This window comes from Pseudomonas salomonii (assembly GCF_900107155.1).
In the GTDB taxonomy this organism is placed as follows: Bacteria; Pseudomonadota; Gammaproteobacteria; order Pseudomonadales; family Pseudomonadaceae; genus Aquipseudomonas; species Aquipseudomonas salomonii.
Genome location: NZ_FNOX01000004.1, coordinates 1 through 24,931 on the forward strand (window position 1 = coordinate 1; position 24,931 = coordinate 24,931).

At 60.8% G+C, this 24,931-nt stretch carries 21 protein-coding genes and 1 pseudogene; 10 read left to right on the forward strand and 12 right to left on the reverse strand.

From position 1 onward, the window contains the following. Nucleotides 1-275: pseudogene (locus BLV67_RS09990) on the forward strand (IS110 family transposase); the annotation flags it as partial. A 141-nt stretch (nt 276-416) separates the two neighbouring features. Here the strand turns inward: BLV67_RS09990 and BLV67_RS09995 are convergent. Further along, the gene (locus tag BLV67_RS09995) at nt 417-1,412 is read right to left on the reverse strand and encodes a D-cysteine desulfhydrase (protein ID WP_069786685.1); all 996 of its coding nucleotides are present in this window, start codon (nt 1,410-1,412) and stop codon (nt 417-419) included. Between the two features lie 166 nt (nt 1,413-1,578). Between BLV67_RS09995 and epsC the strand changes: the two genes are divergently transcribed. The 4 genes from epsC to mgrA all read left to right on the forward strand — a co-directional run bounded on the left by epsC (nt 1,579) and on the right by mgrA (nt 7,656). Beyond that, nucleotides 1,579-2,505 (forward strand): serine O-acetyltransferase EpsC, encoded by a 927-nt coding sequence (gene epsC, locus BLV67_RS10000; RefSeq protein WP_065930852.1) that lies wholly within the window; start codon nt 1,579-1,581, stop codon nt 2,503-2,505. 423 nt (nt 2,506-2,928) lie between these two features. Continuing rightward, on the forward strand, nt 2,929-4,890 hold the full coding sequence (betT, locus tag BLV67_RS10005) for a choline transporter BetT (protein ID WP_163005536.1): 1,962 nt from the start codon (nt 2,929-2,931) through the stop codon (nt 4,888-4,890). A gap of 291 nt (nt 4,891-5,181) precedes the next feature. Further along, nucleotides 5,182-6,510 carry an OprD family outer membrane porin gene (locus tag BLV67_RS10010; protein WP_083269337.1) on the forward strand — a complete coding sequence of 443 codons (1,329 nt, stop codon included), beginning with the start codon at nt 5,182-5,184 and terminating at the stop codon, nt 6,508-6,510. A gap of 108 nt (nt 6,511-6,618) precedes the next feature. Next, a complete protein-coding gene (gene mgrA / locus BLV67_RS10015) occupies nt 6,619-7,656 on the forward strand; it encodes an L-glyceraldehyde 3-phosphate reductase (protein ID WP_065930849.1) in 1,038 nt (345 codons plus the stop codon). A 131-nt stretch (nt 7,657-7,787) separates the two neighbouring features. On the opposite strand, the gene tauD is transcribed toward mgrA, so the two are convergent. The 7 genes from tauD to BLV67_RS10050 all read right to left on the reverse strand — a co-directional run bounded on the left by tauD (nt 7,788) and on the right by BLV67_RS10050 (nt 15,937). Beyond that, nucleotides 7,788-8,624 carry a taurine dioxygenase gene (gene tauD, locus BLV67_RS10020; RefSeq protein WP_069786687.1) on the reverse strand — a complete coding sequence of 279 codons (837 nt, stop codon included), beginning with the start codon at nt 8,622-8,624 and terminating at the stop codon, nt 7,788-7,790. A gap of 11 nt (nt 8,625-8,635) precedes the next feature. Further along, entirely contained in the window at nt 8,636-9,472 is an 837-nt protein-coding gene (gene tauC / locus BLV67_RS10025) for a taurine ABC transporter permease TauC (RefSeq protein ID WP_056858184.1), read from the reverse strand. Further along, nucleotides 9,469-10,248 carry a taurine ABC transporter ATP-binding subunit gene (tauB, locus tag BLV67_RS10030; protein ID WP_069786688.1) on the reverse strand — a complete coding sequence of 260 codons (780 nt, stop codon included), beginning with the start codon at nt 10,246-10,248 and terminating at the stop codon, nt 9,469-9,471. Before tauB ends, tauC begins: the two co-directional genes overlap by 4 nt. An 18-nt stretch (nt 10,249-10,266) precedes the next feature. Further along, nucleotides 10,267-11,244, reverse strand: a complete 978-nt coding sequence (tauA, locus tag BLV67_RS10035) for a taurine ABC transporter substrate-binding protein (RefSeq protein ID WP_069786689.1) — start codon at nt 11,242-11,244, stop codon at nt 10,267-10,269. A 184-nt stretch (nt 11,245-11,428) separates the two neighbouring features. Beyond that, complete coding sequence (gshA, locus tag BLV67_RS10040; protein ID WP_069786690.1) at nt 11,429-13,012, reverse strand: glutamate--cysteine ligase; 1,584 nt, start codon at nt 13,010-13,012, stop codon at nt 11,429-11,431. Nucleotides 13,013-13,226: 214 nt separating this feature from the next. Next, on the reverse strand, nt 13,227-13,610 hold the full coding sequence (locus tag BLV67_RS10045; RefSeq protein WP_017135364.1) for a PaaI family thioesterase: 384 nt from the start codon (nt 13,608-13,610) through the stop codon (nt 13,227-13,229). Beyond that, complete coding sequence (locus BLV67_RS10050) at nt 13,610-15,937, reverse strand: Tex family protein (RefSeq protein ID WP_069786691.1); 2,328 nt, start codon at nt 15,935-15,937, stop codon at nt 13,610-13,612. Before BLV67_RS10050 ends, BLV67_RS10045 begins: the two co-directional genes overlap by 1 nt. Nucleotides 15,938-16,294: 357 nt before the next feature. Between BLV67_RS10050 and ompR the strand changes: the two genes are divergently transcribed. Together ompR and BLV67_RS10060 are read left to right on the forward strand one after the other, a co-directional pair. Next, nucleotides 16,295-17,035, forward strand: a complete 741-nt coding sequence (gene ompR / locus BLV67_RS10055) for an osmolarity response regulator transcription factor OmpR (RefSeq protein WP_017135366.1) — start codon at nt 16,295-16,297, stop codon at nt 17,033-17,035. A gap of 117 nt (nt 17,036-17,152) precedes the next feature. Next, on the forward strand, nt 17,153-18,466 hold the full coding sequence (locus tag BLV67_RS10060) for an ATP-binding protein (RefSeq protein WP_056858189.1): 1,314 nt from the start codon (nt 17,153-17,155) through the stop codon (nt 18,464-18,466). A 77-nt stretch (nt 18,467-18,543) separates the two neighbouring features. Here the strand turns inward: BLV67_RS10060 and rimK are convergent, their stop codons facing one another. The 3 genes from rimK to rimA are packed head-to-tail and all read right to left on the reverse strand — an operon-like array spanning nt 18,544 to nt 20,721. Continuing rightward, complete coding sequence (rimK, locus tag BLV67_RS10065) at nt 18,544-19,449, reverse strand: 30S ribosomal protein S6--L-glutamate ligase (protein ID WP_003171022.1); 906 nt, start codon at nt 19,447-19,449, stop codon at nt 18,544-18,546. Then, nucleotides 19,446-19,928 (reverse strand): retropepsin-like aspartic endopeptidase RimB, encoded by a 483-nt coding sequence (rimB, locus tag BLV67_RS10070; RefSeq protein WP_005783815.1) that lies wholly within the window; start codon nt 19,926-19,928, stop codon nt 19,446-19,448. Before rimB ends, rimK begins: the two co-directional genes overlap by 4 nt. Before the next feature lie 13 nt (nt 19,929-19,941). Beyond that, nucleotides 19,942-20,721, reverse strand: coding sequence for a S6 modification regulatory phosphodiesterase RimA (gene rimA, locus BLV67_RS10075; RefSeq protein WP_069786692.1), 780 nt, complete (start codon nt 20,719-20,721; stop codon nt 19,942-19,944). A gap of 115 nt (nt 20,722-20,836) precedes the next feature. On the opposite strand from rimA, the gene BLV67_RS10080 reads away from it, so the two are divergent. Then, complete coding sequence (locus BLV67_RS10080; RefSeq protein WP_069786693.1) at nt 20,837-21,244, forward strand: RNA-binding S4 domain-containing protein; 408 nt, start codon at nt 20,837-20,839, stop codon at nt 21,242-21,244. A gap of 137 nt (nt 21,245-21,381) precedes the next feature. Here the strand turns inward: BLV67_RS10080 and BLV67_RS10085 are convergent, their stop codons facing one another. After that, a complete protein-coding gene (locus tag BLV67_RS10085; RefSeq protein ID WP_069786694.1) occupies nt 21,382-22,185 on the reverse strand; it encodes a phosphatase PAP2 family protein in 804 nt (267 codons plus the stop codon). A gap of 104 nt (nt 22,186-22,289) precedes the next feature. On the opposite strand from BLV67_RS10085, the gene hslO reads away from it, so the two are divergent. Both hslO and BLV67_RS10095 read left to right on the forward strand, forming a co-directional pair. Continuing rightward, nucleotides 22,290-23,192: an Hsp33 family molecular chaperone HslO gene (gene hslO / locus BLV67_RS10090; protein ID WP_065930842.1), complete on the forward strand. Its 903-nt coding sequence runs from the start codon at nt 22,290-22,292 to the stop codon at nt 23,190-23,192. 179 nt (nt 23,193-23,371) lie between these two features. Continuing rightward, nucleotides 23,372-24,913: a phosphoenolpyruvate carboxykinase gene (locus tag BLV67_RS10095; protein WP_056858192.1), complete on the forward strand. Its 1,542-nt coding sequence runs from the start codon at nt 23,372-23,374 to the stop codon at nt 24,911-24,913. Nucleotides 24,914-24,931: the final 18 nt, after the last annotated feature.

Consider the following 24,931-nt stretch of genomic DNA (forward strand, 5'->3'; position numbering starts at 1 on the left):
CTCAAGCGCTGAAGCAAGCCGCCTCTATTGCACGTAACGACAAAAGTTTTATCGGTGCCAGCCACCGAGCGCGCCTGACCCGGATGGACACCTGTTGCGCGATTAAGGCGACAGCGCATCAACTGGCACGACTGATCTACGCGATGCTGACCAAAGGTCAGCCTTATGTTGAGAAAGGAATAGAGGAATTTGAAGAGCGTAGCCGGGACCGGCAACTGCGCGCCTTGGAGCGCAAGGCGCGAAAGTTGGGGTTGCAGCTGGTTAAAGCGGCTTGATTTTTAAGAGCAAAAACAATGAGTTATTTTTTGTTTGATAAGAGCTGGCTTGCCTGCGATAGCGGTCCGTCAGTTACAAATGTGTTGGCTGATACACCGCTATCGCAGGCAAGCCAGCTCCCACAGTTTGATCCGTGTTATTCAGTTAAGCACCGAGTCATAGGCAAACAACGCCGGTGCCCCGCCGGTGTGCAGGAAAATGATCGGGCCGTCCTCAAACCGCTGACGCCCGATGCCATCGAGCAAACCGGCCATGGCCTTGCCGGTGTAGACCGGGTCCAGCAGCAAGCCTTCCTGGCTGGCTAATAGCTTGACCGCTGCCAGGGTGCCGGCGTTCGGTTCGCCGTAGCGCGGGCCGAAATATTCGTCCCACAGAATCACTTTGAAGGCTTCGGGAATGTCCACGCCCAGCAACTCGGCGGTGCGTTCGGCCAAGCCTTGTACCTTCGGGAACTGGGCTTCTTCGGTGCGCGACACGGTGATGCCCACCACCGGCAGATCCGGCAGCACCTCACTCAACGCCAACGCCAGGCCGCTGTGGGTGCCGGCGCTGCCCGAGGCCAGTACCACGGCGGCAAACTCAATGCCGCTGTCTTCGATCTGCCCGGCCAGCTCCAGCCCGGCGCGCACGTAACCCAAGGCGCCCAAGGCATTGGAGCCGCCGATAGGGACGAGGTAGGGCTTCTTGCCGTTGCTGCGCAGGCGGTCGGCGAGGGCGTTGAGCTGGTCGTCGACGTTATCGAGGTTTTCGACCAATTCGACTTTGGCGTCGAACAACTCCAGCAGCAAGCGGTTGCCATTGCCCAGGTAGTTGGGGTCTTCGGTGCCGGTGGGGTTTTCCAGCAGCGCCACGCAGCCCAGGCCGAGCTTGGCGGCCAGCGCGGCGGTCTGGCGCACGTGGTTGGACTGGATGGCGCCGGCGGTCACCAGGGTGTCGGCACCTTGCGCAAGGGCATCGGCGCCCAGGTATTCAAGTTTGCGCAGCTTGTTGCCGCCCATGGCCAGCGGTGTGGTGTCGTCGCGCTTGACGTAAACGTCCCTGCCCAGCCAGGCCGACAGCCGCTCGAGTTTTTCCAGGGCGGTGGCGCCGCCCAGCAGTTCCAGGCGGTTAAAACGGTCGAGCTGTTGTTTGATCATGGCGACGTACAGTGGCTAAGTGATGGGGGGACTATAGGCAGGCACTTTTCATCGGGCAACCGCCAATCGCTTATGCCGGATAGTTCTTAGCATCACACCATTGGTTCTTAAGGGCGGCCAGGGTGCATACCGTAAAGTGACGGCCATATCGTCAGGAGTGAATACCGTGAGTGAGCGTTCCAGTCATTGGCAATTACAGACCATCGTCAGCCAGCTGCGCAGCGCCCGGGACCAGTGGCGCACGCGCAATGGTCGCCTGAGTGGCGAACACGGTGGCCGTGAGTTGCCGTCCCGCGAGGCGGTGGCGCAGATTCTTGAGTCCTTGTGCGGCGCGCTGTTCCCGATGCGCCTGGGGCCGGTGGACCTGCGTGAAGAAAGTGAAGATTTTTACGTCGGGCATACCCTCGACGTCGCCCTGAATGCCTTGCTCGCCCAGGCCCGTCTGGAGCTGCGCTACGCCGCGCGCCAGGGCGCCAAGGATGACAGCGAGGTCGATGCACTGGCCATCCGCCTGATCCAGGACTTCGCCCTGGCCTTGCCCTCACTGCGCAGCCTGTTGGACACCGACGTGCTCGCCGCCTATCACGGCGACCCGGCCGCGCGCAGTGTGGATGAAGTGCTGCTGTGCTATCCGGGGATTCTGGCGGTGATTCACCACCGCCTGGCGCACCACCTGTACCGCGCCGGGCTGCCGTTGCTGGCGCGGATCAGCGCGGAGATTGCCCACTCGGCCACCGGCATCGACATCCACCCCGGCGCGCAGATCGGCCCGAGTTTCTTCATCGACCACGGGACCGGTGTGGTGATCGGCGAGACCGCGATCATCGGCGAGCGCGTGCGCATCTACCAGGCCGTGACGTTGGGCGCCAAGCGCTTCCCGGCGGATGAGGACGGGCAGTTGCAGAAAGGCCATCCGCGCCATCCGATTGTTGAGGACGATGTGGTGATTTACGCCGGGGCGACGATCCTGGGGCGCATCACCATCGGCAAGGGCTCGACCATCGGCGGCAATGTGTGGCTGACCCGCAGCGTGCCGGCGGCGGCGAACATTACGCAGGCGAATTTGCAGCATGACGACGGTGCGCAGAAATAGTATTTGAGCCAAACACCGATCAACTGTGGGAGCTGGCTTGCCTGCGATAGCGATCTGTCAGTTACAGATTTGCTGACTGACCCACCGCTATCGCAGCGATGCGGCGACCCGACAAGCCAGCTCCCACAGGTTTAACCGCATTTCAAATTAGACCCGTAATCGCTGAACGATTTACCTCTCGCGCCCGTCATACCAATCCTTGAGCTAGTGTAGGAATTGTCTACCACTCAGCCCTGCGATTAGTCCCAAACCGCCTACCTATGTTTAACTTGAATGCTCGTTCAAGTTAAACCCGGTGGTTCGCTGCCCGCTCACAACAGGAGGCTTACCTTTGCTGAGTCCGTTATTTACAGCCACATCACACACCTTCGGGGTGCATCGTTCATGAGTGCATCGTCCACCCCATCCAGCGGCCTGGTGCGCATGAATGCGCCGGTTTTCTACTTTGCCGCAACCTTCATCCTGCTGTTCGGCATCACTGTCATCGCTATCCCGCAACAGGCCGGTGCCTGGCTGCTGGCGGCGCAAAACTGGGCGGCCAACACGGTCGGCTGGTACTACATGCTGGCGATGACGCTGTATCTGGTCTTCGTGGTGGTCACCGCGCTATCGGGCTACGGCAAGATAAAACTCGGTGCCGACCACGACGAGCCCGAATTCAGTTACCTGTCCTGGGCCGGCATGCTGTTCGCTGCCGGGATCAGCATCACGCTGTTTTTCTTCTGCGTCTCCGAGCCGCTGACGCACCTGGTGCAGCCGCCTCAGGGCGCGCCGATGAATGCCGACGCCGCTCGCCAGGCCATGCAGATCCTGTTTCTGCACTGGGGGCTGCATGGCTGGGGCGTGTTTGCCTTTGTCGGCATGGCCCTGGCGTACTTCGCCTACCGGCATAACCTGCCGCTGGCGCTGCGTTCGGCGCTGTACCCGCTGATCGGCAAACGCATCAACGGCCCCATCGGTTATGCGGTGGACGGTTTCGGCATCATTGCCACGGTGTTCGGCCTGGGCGCCGACATGGGGTTTGGCGTGTTGCACCTCAACTCCGGTCTCGACTACCTGTTTGGCATCGCGCACACGCAGTGGATTCAGGTCGGCCTGATCACCCTGATGATGGGCGCCGCGATCCTCGTGGCCGTGGCCGGTGTCGACAAGGGCGTGCGAGTGATGTCCGACATCAACATGCTGCTGGCCTGTGCGCTGCTGCTGTTCGTGTTGTTCGCAGGCCCTACCCAGCACCTGCTCAACACCCTGATCCAGAACATCGGTGACTACCTCGGCGCCTTGCCGACGAAGAGCTTCGATGTGTACGCCTACGACAAACCCAGCGACTGGCTGGGCGGTTGGACGGTGTTCTACTGGGCCTGGTGGATCGCATGGTCGCCGTTTGTGGGCCTGTTTATCGCGCGTATTTCCCGTGGCCGGACCATCCGCGAGTTCGTGTTTGGCGTGCTGCTGATCCCGCTGGGCTTTACCCTGGCGTGGATGTCGATCTTCGGCAACAGCGCCATCGACCAGGTGCTCAACCATGGCATGACCGCGCTGGGCCAGTCAGCCATCGATGACCCGTCGATGAGCCTCTACCTGCTGCTGGAAACCTACCCGTGGAGCAAGACGGTGATCGCCGTCACGGTGTTTATCAGCTTCGTGTTTTTCGTCACCTCGGCCGACTCCGGCACCGTGGTGCTGTCGACCTTGTCGTCCAAAGGCGGCAACGCCGATGAAGATGGGCCGAAATGGCTGCGGGTGTTCTGGGGCGCGATGACGGCGCTGGTCACCAGTGCCCTGCTGTTTGCCGGCAGTATCGACTCGCTCAAGTCGGCGGTGGTGCTGACTTCGTTGCCGTTCTCGCTGATTTTGCTGCTGATGATGTGGGGGCTGCACAAGGCCTTCTACCTCGAATCGCAGAAGCAGATTGCCCAGCTGCATTCGCTGGCACCGGTGTCGGCGGCGCGTAAAGGCCGTGGCGGCTGGCGTCAGCGTTTGAGCCAGGCTGTGCACTTCCCTTCACGGGATGAGGTGTACCGCTTCCTCGAAGCGACGGTGCGCCCGGCGATCGAAGAAGTGACGGCGGTGTTTGTCGAGAAGGGCCTGAATGTGGTGACTCAGCCTGACCCGTCCAACGACAGCGTCAGCCTCGAAATCGGGCATGGCGAGGAGCATCCTTTCGTTTACCAGGTGCAGATGCGCGGCTACTTCACGCCGTCGTTTGCCCGAGGTGGCATGGGTTCCAAAGAGATCAACAACCGCCGCTATTACCGCGCGGAAGTGCACTTGAGTGAGGGCAGCCAGGACTACGATCTGGTGGGCTACACCAAGGAGCAGATCATCAACGACATCCTCGACCAGTACGAGCGCCACCTGCAGTTCCTGCACCTGGTGCGCTGACCCGCCGATCGTTCCCACGCTCCGCGTGGGAATGCCGCCTGGGACGCTCTGCGTCCCGCCGCAGAGGTGACGCAGAGCGTCAATGGATGCATTCCCACGCAGAGCGTGGGAACGATCAAATGCCCGCAAACCCGCGTAATTTAAGGCTTTCTTAAACTTAATTTCATTCGTGAACTAAGTGTTTTGACTCCGAACTGTCATCTGGCCACTGCGTAATTGTGTGAAGCGTTTGACGCTTTCATTTCAGAACAGTGACGGAGACCGGTAACAATGAAGACGTTAATAAGCCCTATGGTGGGTGCCGCCATGGCGAGCTTTATGCTGTCCGCCCATGCCGATTTTATCGACGACAGCCACGCCGACGTGACCCTGCTCAACCGCTATCTCAACCAGCAGGGTCGTGACGTGGTGGGCAGCAACGCCAAGGCGCACAGCGTGCGGGATTGGGGCCAGGGTTTCGAGTTCAACTTCAAGTCCGGCTACACCGACGGCCCGGTAGGTTTTGGCCTGGATCTGCAGGCGTTTTACGGCTTGAAGCTCGATTCCGGCGGCGATCTTAACGACAAAGACCACCAGGGCCGCTACCCCGGCAGTATGTTCCCGCTGGACAACGGCAAGTCCGCCGACCAGTTCGGCGTACTCAGCCCAACGTTCAAAATGCGCTTCGCCAAGGATGAGCTGCGCCTCGGCACCTTGTTCGGCAACAACCCGGTGCTGGCCAACACCGACGGCCGCCTGTACCAGCAGACCAACACCGGCGTGCAACTGGTGTCCAAAGACCTCAGCGACTTCACCTTCACCGGCGGCGATATCTTCAAGACCAAGATCCGCAACGAAACCGGCGACCAGGGCATGATCACCGCCGGCGGCACCAAAGACAGCGATCGTTTCCTGTTCGGCGGGGCGGATTACACCGGCATCCAGAACACCACCGTGAGCCTGTGGTATTCCAACCTTGAGGACTACTACCAGCAGTTCTTCCTCGGCGCCAAGCGCCATGACGCGTTGAGCGTGGGCGCCATCGACACCGACGTGCGCGTGTTCCGCAGCCTCGGTGTGGGCGCCAACGCCGATGGCGATAAAGACTTCACCGGCGCCGGACTCTACGGTGACGGCACCAGCAAAGGCCGCATCAACCAGACCACCGCCAGCCTGCTCGAGAGCTACAGCCTGGACGGCCACACCGTCGGCCTGGGCATCCAGAAAAACAGCGGCGACAGCGACTTTCCGTACCTCGATTCCGGCCTCAACAGCGGCGACAACCGCCAAGGCCCTGGCTCGGGCGCCGACACCCCGGCGCTCACCAACATGCAGTTGAATAAATTTCAACACGCCGGTGAGCGCACTTGGCTTGCGCAGTACAAGTACGACTTCGGTAAGCTGGGCCTCACCGGCCTGACGTTCTCGGCCGCCTATGCCCACGGTGATGACATACGCACCGTGCAAGGCACCACCAGCGAGTGGGAACGCAATATTGCCGTGGCTTACCAGGTACCCACCGGCACCCTCAAGGGCCTGGGCGTGACCTGGAAAAATGCCCACGCCAGCCCGGACATTACCGGTGCCACCGTCCAAGATGAAAATCGCTTTTATGTCAGCTATGTCGTTCCACTCTGGTAGCAAATTGCTGTAGAACGGAACGGCAGGCTCAAGCGATTCAGCTGGTTAAAAGGCCTGGGAATAACCTTATTCCCAGGCCTTATTTGCCTACGTCCAAGAGAGGATTCGATGACTTACATTGCTGCCGAAAACCGCTATGAATCTATCCCGTACCGCCGCGTAGGCCGCAGTGGGTTGGTGCTGCCGGCACTGTCCCTGGGGCTGTGGCACAACTTTGGCGACAGCACCCCGATCGACACCCAGCGCGCCTTGCTGCGCACCGCATTCGACCTGGGGATCAACCACTTCGACCTGGCCAACAACTACGGCCCACCGTACGGCAGCGCCGAGATCAACTTCGGCCGTTTGCTGCGTGAAGACTTCAAGCACTACCGCGACGAGCTGATCATCTCCAGCAAAGCCGGCTGGGACATGTGGCCCGGCCCTTACGGCCAGGGTGGCGGTTCGCGCAAATACGTTCTGGCGAGCCTGGACCAGAGCCTGCAACGCCTGGGCGTCGACTACGTGGATATTTTCTACTCCCACCGTTTTGACGCCGACACCCCGCTGGAAGAAACCGCCAGCGCACTCGCCACTGCCGTGCAACAGGGCAAGGCGTTGTACATCGGTATCTCGTCTTATTCGGGGGTGAAAACCCGCGAAATGGCCGCTCTGCTGCAAGAGTGGAAAGTGCCGCTGTTGATTCACCAGCCGGCCTACAACCTGCTCAACCGCTGGATTGAAAAAGACCTGCTGGACACCACCGATGAACTGGGTGCCGGTGTGATTGCCTTCACGCCGCTGGCCCAGGGTTTGCTCACTGACAAGTACCTCAACGGCGTGCCGGCCGATGCGCGCGTCAACCGCCCGGGTGGCGGCTCGCTGCAGGCCAAGCACTTGTCCGAAGCCAACATCGCCCATGTGCGTGGGCTGAATGAAATCGCCAAGCGCCGCGGCCAGAGCCTCGCGCAACTGGCCCTGGCCTGGACCCTGCGTGACCCAAGGGTGACCAGTGCCTTGATTGGTGCGAGCCGGCCGGAGCAGATCATTGAAAACGTCGGCGCGTTGAAGAACCTGAACTTCAGCGCGGAAGAACTGGCGGAGATCGACCGGTTTGCGCAGGAAGGCGGGATTAACCTGTGGGAAAAACCGTCCACTGCTGAATAAACCGGCACAACCCGGTCAAAAATGTGGGAGCCGGGCTTGCCCGCGATGGCGGTGTGTCAGTCGATGAATGTATGGGCTGGTACGCCGCTATCGCAGGCAAGCCAGCTCTCACTTTTGATCATCGCCAGGCGCTAGAACGGGACGTCACCCAGGATCGTGGCGCGATGCATCACGCGTCGCTGCGGTCGGTAGTCATCCACGGCGTAGTGCTGGGTCACGCGGTTGTCCCAGAATGCCACGTCGTTCTCCTGCCAGCGCCAGCGTATGGTGAATTCCGGCCGCGTTGCGTGGGCAAACAGCAGCTTCAGTATGGCCTCGCTTTCCGCCGGCTCCAGCTCGTTGATTTTGGTGGTGAACCCGTCACTTACAAACAGCGACTTTCGCCCGCTTACCGGATGCGTGCGCACCACTGGGTGTGACAGCGGTGGATTCTTCTTGCGGGTCTCCTCCCAACGCGCCAGGTCTTCGGCGGTGTTGCCAAAGCGCTCCAGCGGGAAGGATTTGGTGAAGTCGTGCGTTGCCGTCAGGCCATCGAGCAGGCGTTTAAGCGGCTCCGACAAGGCTTCATACGCCGCGATGCCACTGGCCCACAACGTGTCGCCGCCAAAGGCCGGCAGCAGCTTGGCGCTGAGCACCGCACCGAGCGCAGGCGTCGGCAGGAAGGTCACGTCGGTGTGCCATACGGCGTTATCGCGTACGTCGGTCACGGCGGTGTCGAGGATCAGCACTTCGGGCTGCTCCGGCACGTTGGGGTAGATCGGGTGAATATGCAGGTCGCCAAAATTTGCTGCAAACCGCGCCTGTTGCTGCGGGGTGACGGCCTGGCCACGGAAGAACAGCACCGAGTGGCTGAGCAGCGCCTGCTCAATGGCGTCACGTTCTTGGAGGCTCAACGGTCGGGTGATATCGACGCCACTGATCAGGGCGCCCAGGGCGGTGCTTATCGGCGTAACGGTCAGGCTGCTCATGCGGTTCTCACTCAATGTGCCTGGCCATGCCAGGGCACCAATTTGCGCTGCAGGGCACGCAGGCCCATTTCCATGGCGAAGGCGATCAGGGCGATCACCAGAATCCCCAGCACCACCACGTCGGTGACCAGGAACTGCGCCGCCGACTGCACCATAAAGCCCAGGCCGCTGGTGGCGGCGATCAGTTCGGCGGCAACCAGGGTCGACCAACCCACTCCCAGGCCGATGCGCACGCCGGTAAGGATGTCGGGCAGGGCGCTCGGCAGGATCACATGGCGAATCAACTGGGCGCGGGTGGCGCCCAACGACTGCGCGGCACGCAGCTTGGCCGGGTCGACCGTGCGCACGCCGGTCGCAGTGGCGATGGCGATAGGCGCAAAGATCGCCAGGTAAATCAGCAACACCTTGGACAGCTCACCGATGCCGCACCAGATCACGATCAGCGGCAGGTAAGCCAGGGGCGGAATCGGCCGGTAGAACTCGATCAGCGGGTCGAGGATGCCACGGGCAATGCGGTTGGAACCGATGGCAATCCCCACCGGCACGGCGGTCAGCACCGCAAAACCCAGGCCCAGGCCGATGCGCGTGAGGCTCGCGCCCAGGTGCTGCCACAAGGTGGAATCCATATAGCCGGTGGTCGCCAGCAGCCAGCCTTTTTGCAGCACGGCGGACGGCGGCGGCAGGAACAGTGGTTCGATCACGCCAGTGGCGGTGACCGCCCACCAGAGCGCCAGCAAGGCGACCAGGGTGAGTACGCTGATCCAGCGCGTGCTCAGGCTACGACGTACCGCAATGACCTTGTGCGTTACCGGCTTGGCAGCCGTGGCGGGAAGTTCGTAGCTGCTCATGCGGACACCTGCCGTTGCGAGAACACTTTGCCCAGCACGTGTTCACGGGTTTCGATAAAGCGCGGGTCGGACTTGATCGCCCGCGCCGATTCACCGGCGGCGTAGCGTTGACCGAAGTCCAGGTGCAGGCGCTCGACGATCTGGCCTGGGTTGGGCGCCAACAGGATCAGGTCGGTGGCGAGAAATACCGCCTCTTCAATGTCATGGGTAATCAGGAACACCGGCTTGGCCGTGCGCCGCCAGACTTGCAGGAGCAATTCCTGCATCTGTTCGCGGGTGAAGGCATCAAGGGCGCCGAAAGGCTCGTCCATCAGCAATACGCGAGGGTCAGCCGCCAACGCGCGAGCCAGGCCCACACGCTGTTTCTGGCCACCGGAAAGCTGCCAGACACGGCGGCTGTCGAAACCGGCGAGGTCGACCAGTGCGAGCATTTCCCGGGCGCGCACTTCACGTTGCGCCTTGGGCACACCGGCCAGCTCCAGGCCGAAGCCGACGTTGGCCAGCACGTCCTGCCAGGGCAGCAGAGCATCGTCCTGGAACACCACGCCGCGTTCGGCGCTCGGGCCTTTGACCGGCACGCCATCGAGGGTGATGAGCCCGGCAGAGGGTTCGACGAAACCGGCAATCAGGTTCAACAGCGAAGTCTTGCCACTGCCGGACGGGCCGAGGGCCACCAGCAATTGCTGAGGCCCAAGGTCGAGTGAAATATCGGACAGTACCGGTTCTGTGGCGCCTGGGTACTGTGCGCTGATGCGCTCCAGTTGTAGCAAGGCCATCGCGAGGAACTCCTTGAGTCAGTTAGTGATGAACTTGGCGCTGACGTAAGGGGCGTAGTCCGGCAGCACGGCCTCGACTTTGCCTTGTTCCTTGAGGAACGCGGCGGTGTCGGTCACAGCCTTGGTAGTCGGTGCGCCCAGCAGGGTCACTTGGTCAGCCGCCAGTGGGTAGACGTTGCCTTGCAGCAGCAGTGGGATGTCACTGGCCTTGGCGCCGGAGAGCTTCACCAGTTTGTCGACATTGCCTTTGTCGGCCAGCCAGGCTTGTGGGTCTTTGCGGTAGGCGGCGTAGGCGTCCAGGGTGACTTTGGCGAAGGCGGTGACGATTTCCGGGTGTTTTTCGGCGTAGTCTTTGCGCACGATCCAGGCATCGAAGGTGGGCGCGCCGAACTTGGCCAGTTCGCCGGAGGTGATCAGCACTTTGCCGTTTTCCTTGGCGATGCCCAGGGCCGGGTCCCACACGTAAGTCGCGTCGATATCACCGCGCTTCCACGCCGCGATGATTGCCGGCGGTGCGAGGTTGAGAATGGTCACTTTGGACGGGTCGATGTTCCAGTGCTTCAGCGCGGCCAACAGGCTGTAGTGGCCGGTGGAAACGAAGGGCACGGCAATCTTTTTGCCGATCAGGTCCTGTGGGCTGTTGATCCCCGAACCATTACGCGCCACCAGCGCTTCGGCGCCGCCGATCTGGGTGGCGACCAGGAAGGTTTCCACCGGCACTTTGCGCGTTACCGCAGCGGTCAGTGGGCTGGAACCGAGGTAGCCGATCTGCACGTCGCCGGAAGCAATGGCGGCAATAATGTCGGCGCCATTGTCGAATTTGCGCCAGTCGATCTTGGCATTGGTAGCTTTTTCATACGCGCCGTCAGCCTGGGCGACTTTCGCCGGGTCCACGGTGGTCTGGTAGGCGATGGTCACATCTGCCGCCTGGGCAAACAGGCTGGCACCGGCCAGGGACAATGCGGCCAAGAGGCGCAATGGGGTAAGCAGTTTCAAGGGGGAAGCTCCTCAATCAGGCGGCCGAGGGTCGGCGTGTGAGGAGACTAAATGATCTAAGAACTCGAAAATAAATAACATTTTCGAATTAGCTTATGAGTAGAAGAATGAGCGCAATCTTCAACCCAATGAAGACAAATGTGGGAGCTGGCAAGCCAGCTCCCACAGGGGACCGAGCAAGGCTTTAGTTACTGATCGCCAGAATGCTTGCCTGGTACGAGCCGACAAACACGTCAAAGTCGCCCACTTCGTTCTGCTCAAGCTCCACCTGCTGAGCCAGCGACTTACGCGCCAGCTCTTCAAAGCGTGCCTGCTCATCGGCCGGTAACGGCTCCTGACGGAAGTGCGCGGCGTGCACCTCGCTCTGGTGCAGGGAGAACTGCGCAAAACTCTCTTTGCGCTCGGCCATCGTTGCCAGTACTTGGGCCGACGGCGTCAGGGACGAGTCCTTGACCTTCGCCAACTGAGCGTCCAGCGCCTGGCTGTGCTCGGTGATGCCATGGCTCTCATCCAGCAAGGCCGCGAGCGGGGCGATCTGCTCCAGCAGCTCGGTGGCCCATTCCTTCATGTCCACCGCCTGGCCGTCACGCTGCAATTGCAGGCCTGGGCGACGGCCCTCCTTGACCACACTGAGGAAGTTGGAGGTGGCATTGCCGCACTCGTTGTTGGCGAACAGCGGGCTGTCGTTCAACGCGCAGTACAGCAGGAACGCATCGAGGAAGCGTGATTCCGGCAGGTCGATGCCCATCGGCAGGAACGGGTTGATGTCCAGGCAGCGCACTTCGATGTATTGGATGCCACGGGCCATCAGCGCCTGGATCGGCCGTTCGCCGGTGTAGGTCACGCGCTTGGGGCGGATATTGGAGTAGTACTCGTTTTCGATCTGCAGGATGTTGGTGTTGAGCTGTACCCACTCACCATCCTTATGGGTGCCGACTTCGACGTAAGGTGCGTAGGGCGTTGCCACCGCTTCACGCAGGCTGTCGGTGTAGCTGCTCAAATCGTTGTAGCACGGCGTCAGGCCGGCTTGGGCGTTGCTCTGGTAACCCAGGTCGCTCATGCGCAGGCTGGTGGCGTACGGCAGGTACAGCGTGTCGGCGTCCAGTACGTCCAACTGGTGCGACCGACCGCGCAGGAAACCCGCGTCCAGCGCCGGTGAGGCACCGAACAGGTACATCAGCAGCCAGCTGTAGCGGCGGAAGTTACGGATCAGCGCGATGTAGGCCGTGGACTGATAGTCGCGGTCGGTGCCGACGAAGCCTTCAGTCTCCTTGAGCAACGGCCACAGCTGTTCCGGCAGGGAAAAGTTGTAGTGGATGCCGGCGATGCACTGCATGGTCTTGCCGTAACGCAGGGCCAGGCCCTTGCGGTACACGTACTTGAGTTGGCCGATATTGGAGGTGCCGTAGTAGGCGATCGGAATATCTTCCTCGGCCGGCAACGGGCACGGCATCGAAGGGCTCCACAGGTACTCGCTGCCGAGCTTGCTGTAGGCAAACCGGTGGATCTTGTCCAGGCTGCTCAGGGTATCGGCCGGGTTGGGCAGGGCGGGAGTGATGAACTCCAGCAGCGATTCCGAGTAGTCGGTGGTGATCAATTCGTTGGTCAGCGCGGCGCCCAGTGCTTCGGGGTGCGGCGTTTGTGCCAGGCGACCCTCACCGGTGACGCGTAGGCATTCACGCTCGATGCCGTGCAAGCATTGCTCTAGCAGGGAGAGGTGTTCGCGCTTGCCGAGCAGGGCCAGGCGGCGGTTGAGAAGTTCGCTCAAGTTGGATTCCTTCACGCGTCAGTCGCCCCAATATGGGGGTGGGCAGGACGGTCTACAAGGGTGAAGTTGAAACTGGCGTTATCGCCTGGTTTAGAGTCGATTTGGCTCACATTGAAAAAGCCTACTTCACTCCATGAATTGGGCTATAGCGCAGCAAGAAAATTCCGACGCTGTTGTCGCAGCGCCGAAATTAACTCAAATCGAGGGCGGGGAGCTAGAGGACAGCGAAGGTGCCTTGTGCTTTTGCGACAAGTCTTTCGCCTTGATACACATCGGCTTCCACCACCAATGTGCGTCTGCCGGCGTGAATCACCCGGCTGGTGCACAGCACATCCCCGTCTTCAACGGCGCGGATATAGTTGATCTTGCACTCGATGGTCGCGCTCTGCTGGTCAAAACCATGGGCGCTGGAACAGGCCAGCCCCATGGTGATATCGACCAGGCTGAAAATCGCCCCGCCATGGAGCTTGCCCGCGCGGTTGCGCAGTTGCGGCTCCAGGGTCAGGGCCACCTCGGCAACGCCCTCGTCCAGGCGTTGCAGGCGGCAGCCGATCAGCTCGCTGAACGCGCTCTGGGTCAAACCGGCCGGGATTTCCATCAGCGTTTCTTCAACTGTTTGGCGTTGGCGAACAACGACGCCATGGCGTTGTTGCTCGGCGCGGCCGTCGCGGTAGGCTCTTTACGCGGCGCACTGCCCTGGGACTGGCGCGGTGCGGAGCCTGGGCGCGCACCACGGGCGCCGTCGATTTTCTCGCCGGGGGTGTCGCTCATGCGCATCGACAGGCCCACGCGCTTACGCGGGATATCGACTTCCATGACCTTGACCTTGACCACGTCACCGGCTTTGACCGCTTCGCGCGGGTCCTTGATGAACTTCTCCGAAAGCGCAGAGATGTGCACCAAACCGTCCTGATGCACGCCGATATCCACAAAGGCGCCGAAGTTGGTCACGTTGGTGACCACGCCTTCGAGGATCATGCCGGGCTGCAGGTCCTTGAGGTCTTCAACGCCGTCCTGGAACTCCGCGGTCTTGAACTCGGGACGCGGGTCGCGGCCAGGTTTTTCCAGCTCTTGCAGGATGTCGGTGATGGTCGGCACGCCGAAGGTTTCGTCGGTGTACTTTTTCGGGTCCAGGCGCTTGAGGAACGCGGCGTCACCGATCAGCGAACGGATATCACGGTCGGTCTCGGCGGCAATGCGCTGTACCAGCGGGTAGGCCTCCGGGTGGACCGCAGACGAATCCAGCGGGTTATCGCCGTTCATGACGCGCAGGAAGCCGGCGGCCTGTTCAAAGGTTTTTTCGCCCAGGCGTGCCACTTTTTTCAGCGCGGCACGGGTTTTGAACGCACCGTTCTCGTCACGGTGAGTAACGATGTTCTGCGCCAGGGTGGTGTTCAGGCCCGAGATACGCGCCAGCAGCGCGACCGAGGCGGTGTTTACATCCACGCCCACCTTGTTCACGCAGTCTTCCACTACTGCATCCAGGCCGCGCGCCAGTTTCAGCTGCGAGACGTCGTGCTGGTACTGGCCGACACCGATGGATTTAGGGTCGATCTTCACCAGCTCTGCCAGCGGGTCTTGCAGGCGGCGAGCAATGGAGACGGCGCCACGGATCGACACGTCGAGGTCCGGGAATTCCTTGGAAGCCAGTTCCGACGCCGAATACACCGACGCGCCGGCCTCGGAGACCATGACCTTGGTCATCTTCATGGCGGGGTACTTTTTGATCAGCTCGGCGGCCAGCTTGTCGGTTTCACGGCTGGCGGTGCCGTTGCCGATGGCGATCAGGTCCACGGCGTGCTTGGCGCACAGCGCGGCCAGGATGGCGAGGGTCTGGTCCCACTTGTTGTGCGGCACGTGCGGGTACACGGTGGCGTGGTCCAGCAGCTTGCCGGTGGAGTCGACCACCGCCACCTTGCAGCCGGTGCGCAAGCCCGGGTCGAGGCCCAGGGTGGCGCGCGGGCCGGCCGGTGCGGCCAGCAGCAGGTCGTGCAGGTTGTGGGCGAACACGTTGATCGCCTCGGTTTCAGCGCCGTCGCGCAGCTCGCCGAGCAGGTCGGTTTCCAGGTGCGTGTAAAGCTTGACCTTCCAGGTCCAGCGCACGACTTCACCGAGCCACTTGTCCGCAGGACGGTTCTGATTCTGGATGCCGAATTGTTGACCGATCATGCCTTCGCACGGGTGCATGGTGCCCGGCAACTCGTCGCCGACTTTGAGTGCGGAGCTGAGAATGCCTTCGTTGCGACCCCGGAAAATTGCGAGTGCGCGGTGCGACGGCATGCTCTTGAGCGGTTCGTCGTGTTCGAAATAATCGCGGAACTTGGCGCCTTCTTCCTCTTTGCCGGCGATAACGCGAGCGCTGAGAATGGCTTCCTGCTTGAGGTAAGTGCGCAGTTTTTCCAGCAGGCCGGCGTTTTCGGCGAAACGCTCCATGAGGATGTACTTGGCACCTTCGAGGGCGGCCTTGACGTCGGCGACGCCTTTTTCGGCATCGATAAAGCGTGCGGCTTCGGTTTCCGGGGTCAGCGACGGGTCGTTGAACAGGCCATCGGCCAACTCGCCCAAACCGGCTTCCAGAGCGATCTGGCCCTTGGTGCGGCGCTTCTGTTTGTAGGGCAGGTAAAGGTCTTCGAGGCGGGTCTTGGTGTCGGCGAGCTTGATGTCGCGTTCCAGCTGCGGGGTCAATTTGCCCTGTTCCTCAATGCTGGCGAGGATGCTGATGCGCCGTTCGTCGAGTTCTCGCAGGTAGCGCAGGCGCTCTTCCAGGTGACGCAGTTGGGTGTCGTCGAGGCTGCCGGTCACTTCTTTACGGTAACGGGCGATGAAAGGCACGGTGGAGCCTTCATCCAATAGCGCGACGGCCGCTTCGACCTGTTGTGGGCGTACACCGAGTTCCTCGGCAATGCGGCTGTTGATGCTGTCCATAAAACCACCTGAAATTCTTGAAAAGCAGCTCGCAGGCCCGGAAAACAAGGCGTTGCGAGGCTGGTTGAGCGGCGCCAGCGGCGCCGCTGCCTGGGTCAAAAGGCTGCCTGTTGACCCTCGAAATCGGGAAATTGCTGCCCAGCGCTGAAAAAACGGCTGAGGCTGCAAACAGTAAAGTCTGACAGTGCCCTGCATGAAGGCGCCGCATTATAACCAGCGTTCTGCCCTTGAGGGGTACTGCGCCGGTGGTGTAGGACGCGGGTTCGCTGGCGGTGGAGGAAAAATCTGCTAACAATGCACACGGTGCGTATAACGGCAGCTACGCCATAATGCGCGCCGAGATAAGAGGAGCATCTAATGAGCAGCACTGCACAAACTGCTGAAGGCGAAAAAATTCTCATCGTTGACGACGATCCGGGGCTGAGCAGCCTGCTGGAACGTTTTTTCAACTCCAAGGGCTACCGTGCCCGCGCGGTGCCGAACACCGAGCAGATGGACCGCCTGTTGGGGCGTGAAGTGTTCAACCTGGTCGTACTCGACCTGATGTTGCCCGGCGAAGACGGCCTTACCGCCTGCAAACGCTTGCGCGGTGCGAACAACCAGATCCCCATCATCATGCTGACCGCCAAGGGCGATGAGCTGAGCCGCATCAAGGGCCTGGAACTGGGCGCTGATGACTACCTGGCCAAGCCGTTCAACCCTGACGAGTTGATGGCCCGGGTCAAAGCCGTATTGCGTCGCCAGGCACCGCCGGTACCGGGCGCACCAGGCAGCGAAGACGAGAGCGTCACCTTTGGTGAATACGAGCTGTCACTGGCGACACGCGAGCTTAAGCGTGGCGAAGAAGTGCACATGCTGACCACCGGCGAGTTCGCCGTGCTCAAGGCATTGGTGATGAACGCTCGCCAGCCGCTGACCCGCGACAAGCTGATGAACCTGGCCCGTGGCCGCGAATGGGACGCCCTGGAGCGCTCCATCGACGTGCAGATCTCCCGGTTGCGCCGGATGATCGAGCCGGACCCGGCCAAGCCGCGGTACATCCAGACGGTGTGGGGCGTGGGTTATGTGTTTGTGCCGGATGGCACTGCTACCAAGTGACCGATGACTTGCAGGCGCGGGCATCCCGGCGTTTGACTCCATGAGGGTCGACGGGATGCCCGGCGTCTGCAATTCTGCGAGCGCCGCTCGTTCCTGCAAGGTGTTTAGCTGTCTCCTATGAAAACCCCGTTGTGGTTCCCGCAAAGTTTCTTCTCTCGCACCCTTTGGCTGGTGCTGATCGTCGTGCTGTTTTCCAAGGCACTGACGCTGGTTTACCTGTTGATGAACGAAGACGTGCTGGTAGACCGGCAGTACAGCCACGGCGTGGCGTTGACGTTGCGTGCCTATTGGGCGGCCGACCCCGAGAACCGCGAGAAAATCGCCAAGGCCGCCACCCTGGTTCGTGTGGCGGGCGCGGGTGTACCGGAGGGCGAGCAGCATTGGCCCTACAGCGAGATCTACCAACGGCAGATGCAGGCTGAGCTGGGTGAAGACACCGAAGTGCGGCTGCGTATGCACGTGTCGCCCGCCTTGTGGGTGCGTGCGCCGAGCCTGGGGCAGGACTGGCTGAAAGTGCCGTTATACCCGCACCCGCTGCGGGGGCAGAAGATCTGGAACGTGCTGGGTTGGTTCCTGGCCATCGGCTTGCTTTCGACGGCGTCCGCGTGGATTTTCGTGCGTCAGCTTAACCAGCCGCTTAAACGCCTGGTATTTGCCGCGCGCCAACTGGGGCAGGGGCGCAGCGTGCGCCTGCCGATCAGCGATACGCCCAGTGAGATGACCGAGGTGTACGGTGCCTTCAACCAGATGGCGGAGGATGTCGAACAGGCCGGGCGCGAACGCGAGCTGATGCTGGCGGGCGTATCCCATGACTTGCGCACGCCGCTGACGCGTTTGCGGCTGTCTCTGGAGTTGATGGGCAACCATAACGACCTGACCGACGACATGGTGCGCGACATCGAGGACATGGACGCGATTCTCGACCAGTTCCTGGCGTTTATCCGCGATGGCCGTGATGAGGTGGTGGAAGAGGTCGATCTCACGGACCTGGTGCGTGAGGTGGTGGCGCCCTACAACCAGAATGGTGAACAGGTGCGTATGCGCCTGGAGCCGATCCAGCCGTTTGCATTGCGTCGGGTGTCGATGAAGCGCCTGTTGAACAACCTGATCGGCAACGCCCTGCATCACGCCGGTTCAGATGTGGAAGTGGCCGCCTATGTGTCCGGCGACAGCACTGCGCCCTATGTGGTGTTGAGTGTGATGGACCGTGGCACGGGCATCGACCCGGCGGAGCTGGAAGGCATTTTCAACCCGTTCACCCGTGGCGACCGTGCGCGGGGCGGCAAAGGTACGGGGCTGGGGCTGGCGATTGTGCGGCGAATTGCTTCGATGCATGGCGGCAATGTTGAGTTGCGTAACCGCGAAGAGGGCGGCCTGGAAGCGCGGGTGCGCTTGCCGCTGGGCTTGATGTTGCCTAGAGACGCCGTCTAACAACCGACATAGTTCAAAGGTGGGAGCTGGCAAGCCAGCTCCCACAGGTTTTTTCGGTGGTGGAAGGCCGGGTTGTATCAACCCTTGCCCTTGGTCCGGGTCATATTCGGCCCACCATTCTTCTCCAGATGCTGAATGATGATCCCCGCCACATCCTTGCCGGTGGTGGTCTCGATCCCTTCAAGCCCCGGTGATGAATTCACCTCCATCACCAGCGGGCCATGGTTGGAGCGCAGGATATCCACGCCCGCCACTGCCAGGCCCATCACTTTGGCGGCCCGCAGTGCAGTCATGCGTTCTTCCGGGGTGATCTTGATCAGGCTGGCACTGCCGCCACGGTGCAGGTTGGAGCGGAACTCCCCTGGCTTGGCCTGGCGTTTCATGGCGGCAATCACCTTGTCGCCAACCACGAAGCAGCGGATATCCGCACCGCCGGCTTCCTTGATGTATTCCTGCACCATGATGTTCTGCTTGAGGCCCATGAACGCCTCGATCACCGACTCGGCGGCAGTTGCCGTCTCACACAGCACCACGCCGATACCTTGGGTGCCTTCGAGTACCTTGATCACCAGCGGCGCACCGTTGACCATCTCGATCAGGTCGGGGATGTCATCGGGGGAGTGGGCAAAGCCGGTCACCGGCAGGCCGATTCCCCGGCGTGACAGCAGTTGCAGGGAGCGCAGCTTGTCCCGCGAGCGGGCAATGGCCACCGATTCGTTGAGCGGGAACACGCCCATCATTTCAAACTGGCGCAACACCGCGCAGCCGTAGAACGTCACCGAAGCACCGATTCGCGGGATCACCGCGTCAAAGCCTTCCAGCGGCTTGCCTCGGTAGTGGATCTGCGGCTTGTGGCTGGCAATGTTCATATAGGCACGCAACGTGTCGATCACCACCATTTCATGGCCACGTTCAGTGCCGGCCTCGACCAGGCGGCGGGTGGAATACAGACGCGGGTTTCGCGACAGCACAGCAATCTTCATGCAGCACCTGGGGCAGAAATAGTAGAGACCGGGAACACCGGCTTGTCTTGAACGTACTTGACGCCGGGGTTGACCACCAACTGGCCGTCAATCAGCGCCTTGGAACCCAGCAACAGGCGGTAACGCATGGCCTTGCGGCAGGCCAGGGTGAATTCCACCCGCCATACTCGGTCACCCAGTGCCAGGGTGGTGCTGATTACATACCGCACCTGCGCGTGGCCGTTGGAGCTCTTGATGGTTTTCATCGTCACCAGCGGCGCTTCGCAGCGACGATGACGCAGTTGCACCACGCTGCCCAGGTGCGCGGTAAAGCGCACCCACTTCTCACCGTCGCGCTCAAAGGGCTCGATATCGGTGGCGTGCAGGCTCGAGGTGCTGGCACCGGTGTCGATCTTCGCGCGCAGGCCGGCCACTCCCAGGTCGGGAAGGGCCACCCACTCGCGCAGACCCACAACGGTCAAATGGTCAAATGTCTTCAATATGGGTAACCGGTCAGTTCGCCCAGGCCTGGGGTGAAACCTCGGCCAAGGCTTTAAACGCAGGCTTGGCGAACCAGTAGCCCTGCATCAGAAATATTCCGCAGTTGGACAGGAAGTCACGCTCGCCGGCACTTTCGATACCTTCAGCAATGACAGTAATCCCCAACTGCTCACAGATTGTGACAATCCCCTGGACAATTACCTGCCGGACACGATCCTGGTCGACATCGCGAATCAGCGCCATGTCGAGTTTGATCAAGTCGGGTTGGAAATCGGCCAGCAGGTTCAGCCCCGAATAGCCGGCACCGAAGTCGTCGATGGCGGTCTTGAAGCCGAATTCGCGGTATTCACGCAGAATATTGGTCAAATGGCGATAGTTATCTACATGCTCGTTTTCCAGCGTTTCGAAAATCAGCCGATCCAGCGGGAAATTATGCGCGCGGGCCGCCTCCAGCGTGCTGCGAATGCACAACTCCGGCCGGTACACGGCATTGGGCATGAAGTTGATCGAAAGATAGCTTTGCATTCCCAAGGCGGCGGCCCCCGCAATCGCCTGAGTACGGCAGCGTTGGTCAAAGCGATAACGGTTGCTGTCGTTGACCTGCTCCAGCACCGACAACGCCCCTTCACCGTGAATACCGCGCACCAATGCTTCGTGGGCAAAAATCGACCGGTCGCGAAGGTCTACGATAGGCTGGTAGGCGAAGGAAAAATCGAAACCCAAGGCTTCGCTTTGCTGGCAACCTACGCAACGCTGGTGGGGCGAGGTGAGTGAGGTGGGAAAGTCGGTCACAGCGTATCCTCGCGAAAACAGGGGGTGTCTGGCGTATCTTAGGTGAGGCTTGGGATTTATGCGTTGAAGAGGTTCAACGGTAAAGTTGCGACATTTTTCAGAGCGAGGAATTCAAGTGGCTCAAAAGCAGGAAGAGGAAGAAAAGGTCCGTTTGGACAAGTGGCTGTGGGCCGCGCGTTTTTACAAAACCCGTGCCCTGGCCAAGGCCGCCATCGAGAGCGGCAAGGTGCACCATCGCGGCGAGCGCTGCAAGCCGGGCAAGGAACCGCGCGTCGGAGACGAGTTGCAGATTCGCACCGGGTTTGACGAAAAGACTGTGGTGGTGCAGGCGCTGTCCGTCGTGCGTCGTGGCGCGCCTGAGGCGCAGGCGTTGTATGCCGAAACCGAAGCCAGTATCGCCAAGCGCGAAAACGCGACCGCTATGCGTAAGGCCGGCGCAACCGGCATGACCACCGATGGCAAGCCGAGCAAGAAGCAGCGTCGCGATTTGTTCAAGTTTCGCGGCAGTGGCAATGATGATTAATGATGAAAATCTTTGCTCAAAAGGAGATCAAAATGTGGGAGCGGGCTTGCTCGCGAATGCGGTAGGTCAGTTAATGAATTCCTCAGCTGACACTCCGCTTTCGCGAGCAAGCCCGCTCCCACATTGAACCTGCGTTGTTACGCGGCTATGCGCATGACACTTAAGCGCCCTATGACTGGCAGCTTCCCGAGCAACCCGAAAACCGGCGCCGTCACCCGCATCAGCAACCCGGACACCTTCGCCGCGAACGGCGTGTAATACCCCCAACCCAACGCCAACAACGCCAGCAACACCCCGCCGATGTAATCGTCCTGGCCCCAATGCGCGCCCGCCACCAGCCTTGGCATCATGAACAACAGCGCCAAGCCCCAGATCACTACCACCTGGGTGAAACGCTGGGAAAACACCGTCATGAACATGCCCCAGATCAGCAGCACCGACGCATGATCGCCCGGGAAACTCTGGCTGGAACGGTCCTTCAGTTCCCAGGTTTTCTCCAGTCCCGGGAAATAATCACTCATATGAATCGCGCCGCTGATCACCATCGACGGGCTGCTGTGCTGCCAGCCCATTTGCGCCGTGAGCTTGGAAAACAGCATGCGGATAAACAGCAACAGCAGCAGAATGCTGAGGAAACCAAAGAACGCCTGGCGCACCTGGATGGCCTTGAACACCCAGTCACCGCGAATCAGCAGCATCAGCAAAATCACCCCGACCACGGCATCGAACGGTCGCAAACTGGCCACTGCCCACACATGCAACCACGTCGAATGACTTGCCAGTGGGTCATTGAGCAGATGAAACAGCCATTCGTCGAAAACCACACACAGCATCTGTCCCGTGGGCCACAGCCAAAAACACAGCAGCCCGATAGCGACTAGATTGCACAAGGCCAACCTCCCGAGGTTCCACCTGGCTTGGAACAAACCCGGATTGTTCATAAACTGTCCCTCTTCGCTCTATAAAAACGCACCAAAAAGGTGCCAAAGCGTTTAATTCTATAAACCTTGTAACCAATTTGTCATCAATTCAGATACCCAGACCTATGACTGATCTACCGGATACCGACTTCACCCAACGCTTTATCTTCGATGAGAACGACGCCCGCGGCGAACTGGTCTCGCTGGAGCGCAGCTATGCCGAAGTCCTCGCCAAGCACCCCTATCCGGAGCCGGTCGCGCAACTGCTCGGTGAGCTGATGGCGGCGGCCTCGCTGCTGGTAGGCACCATGAAGTTCGACGGTTTGCTGATTTTGCAGGCCCGTTCCGAAGGCCCGGTGCCGATGTTGATGATCGAGTGCTCCAGCGAGCGCGAAATCCGTGGCCTGGCCCGTTACGAGGCCGACCAGATCGCGCCGGATGCAACCTTGTCTGACCTGATGGCCAACGGCGTGCTGGCGATCACCGTCGACCCCACCGAAGGCCAGCGTTACCAGGGCATCGTCGACCTTGACGGCGAAACCCTCTCGGACTGCTTCACCAACTATTTCGTGATGTCCCAGCAGGTCGGCACCAAATTCTGGCTCAACGCTGACGGCAAGCGCGCCCGTGGCCTGCTGCTGCAGCAACTGCCGGCCGACCGCATCAAGGACGACGATGAGCGCACCGACAGCTGGCGCAAACTGACCGCCCTGGCCGGTACCCTGACGGCTGAAGAACTGCTGGGCCTGGACAACGAAACCATTCTGCATCGCCTCTACCACGAAGAGGCCGTGCGCCTGTTCGACGCCCAGGGCCTGCGCTTCCGTTGCAGTTGCTCGCGTGAGCGCTCCGCCAACGCCTTGGTCAGCCTGGGCCTGGAAGATGCGCAGCAATTGGTGGTGGAACATGGCGGCAATATCGAGATCGACTGCCAGTTCTGCAACCAGCGCTACCTGTTCGATGCGGCCGATGTCACCCAATTATTCGCCGGTGCAGGCATCGACACCCCTTCCGATACCCGCCACTAAAACGTTTAAGCACAGGTAAATCACCTGACAAACGCCGGATTAGCGCAGTTCTGACGGGAGGGCCCTACTCTTTTTGGGCTTTTCTGGCATAATCCGGCCCACTTTTTTCGCGGTAGTAGTGCGCAACTTTCTACTACAAAACGTTTGGAGCACTCGGCCATAGGCCGACGGGGAACCTCATGACGCAAGCCAATAACGCCGTATACACCGATCTGAGTGTTGACGATCTGGTCAAAGAAGCCCTGCAGCGCGGTGAAGGCGTGCTTGCCGATACTGGCGCGCTGGTCGTAGAAACCGGTCACCGCACCGGTCGTTCGCCGGTTGACCGTTTCATCGTTGAAGAGCCTTCCACCCAGGACGCAATTGCCTGGGGTCCGATCAACCGCAAGTTCCCGGCCGACAAGTTCGATGCTCTGTGGGCTCGCGTCGAGGCATTCAACAACGCGCAAGAGCATTTCGTTTCCCATGTTCACGTAGGGGCTGCAGAAGACCACTACCTGGCCGTGAAAATGACCACCCAGACTGCCTGGCAGAACCTGTTCGGTCGTTGCCTGTTCATCAACCCTGCCCAGTACAACCCGGCCGGCCGTGATGAGTGGCAAGTGCTGAACGTCGCCAACTTCGAATGCGTGCCAGAGCGTGACGGCACCAACTCCGACGGTTGCGTGATCCTCAACTTCGCCCAGAAGAAAGTGCTGATCGCTGGTATGCGTTACGCCGGTGAAATGAAAAAAGCCATGTTCTCGGTGCAAAACTTCCTGCTGCCGGCCGCCGACGTGCTGCCAATGCACTGCGCCGCCAACATCGGCGAAGCAGGCGATGTGACCCTGTTCTTCGGTCTGTCGGGCACCGGTAAAACCACCCTGTCGGCCGACGAAAGCCGTTACCTGATCGGTGACGACGAACACGGCTGGGGCGAAGGCGTGGTGTTCAACATCGAAGGCGGTTGCTATGCCAAGTGCATCGACCTTTCCGAGAAGAACGAGCCGGTAATCTGGAAAGCCATCAAGCACGGCACCGTGCTCGAAAACGTGGTGATCGACGAGGCCAAGCACGCTGACTACACCAACGTCAGCCTGACCCAGAACAGCCGCGCCGCTTACCCGCTGGAGCACGTTGCCAAGCGTTCCGAGAAGAACCTGGGCGGCGAGCCAAACGCTGTGATCTTCCTGACCTGCGACCTGACCGGCGTACTGCCGCCCGTGTCGATCCTCAGCGAAGAACAAGCGGCCTACCACTTCCTGTCCGGCTACACCGCTCTGGTGGGCTCGACTGAAATGGGTTCGGGCAGCGGCATCAAGTCGACCTTCTCCACCTGCTTCGGCGCGCCGTTCTTCCCACGCCCGGCCGGTGAATACGCCGAGCTGCTGATCAAGCGCGTGCGCGGCTTCGGCTCCAAGGTCTACCTGGTCAACACCGGCTGGACCGGCGGCGGCTACGGCGTCGGCAAGCGCTTCAACATCCCGACCACTCGCGGCGTGATCGCAGCGATCCAGAGCGGCGCGTTGATCGGTGCAGAAACCGAACACCTCGACACCATTAACCTCGACGTGCCTTTGGCCGTACCGGGCGTTGATACCGGCCTGTTGAACCCACGTAACACCTGGGCTGACAAGGCTGCCTACGACGAAGCGGCGAAAGCGCTGGCGGGTCTGTTCATCGAGAACTTCAAGAAGTTTGAAGTGAGCGATGCGATCAAGGCGGCCGGGCCTAAGTTGTAAGGTTCGGTTGTTGTGAAA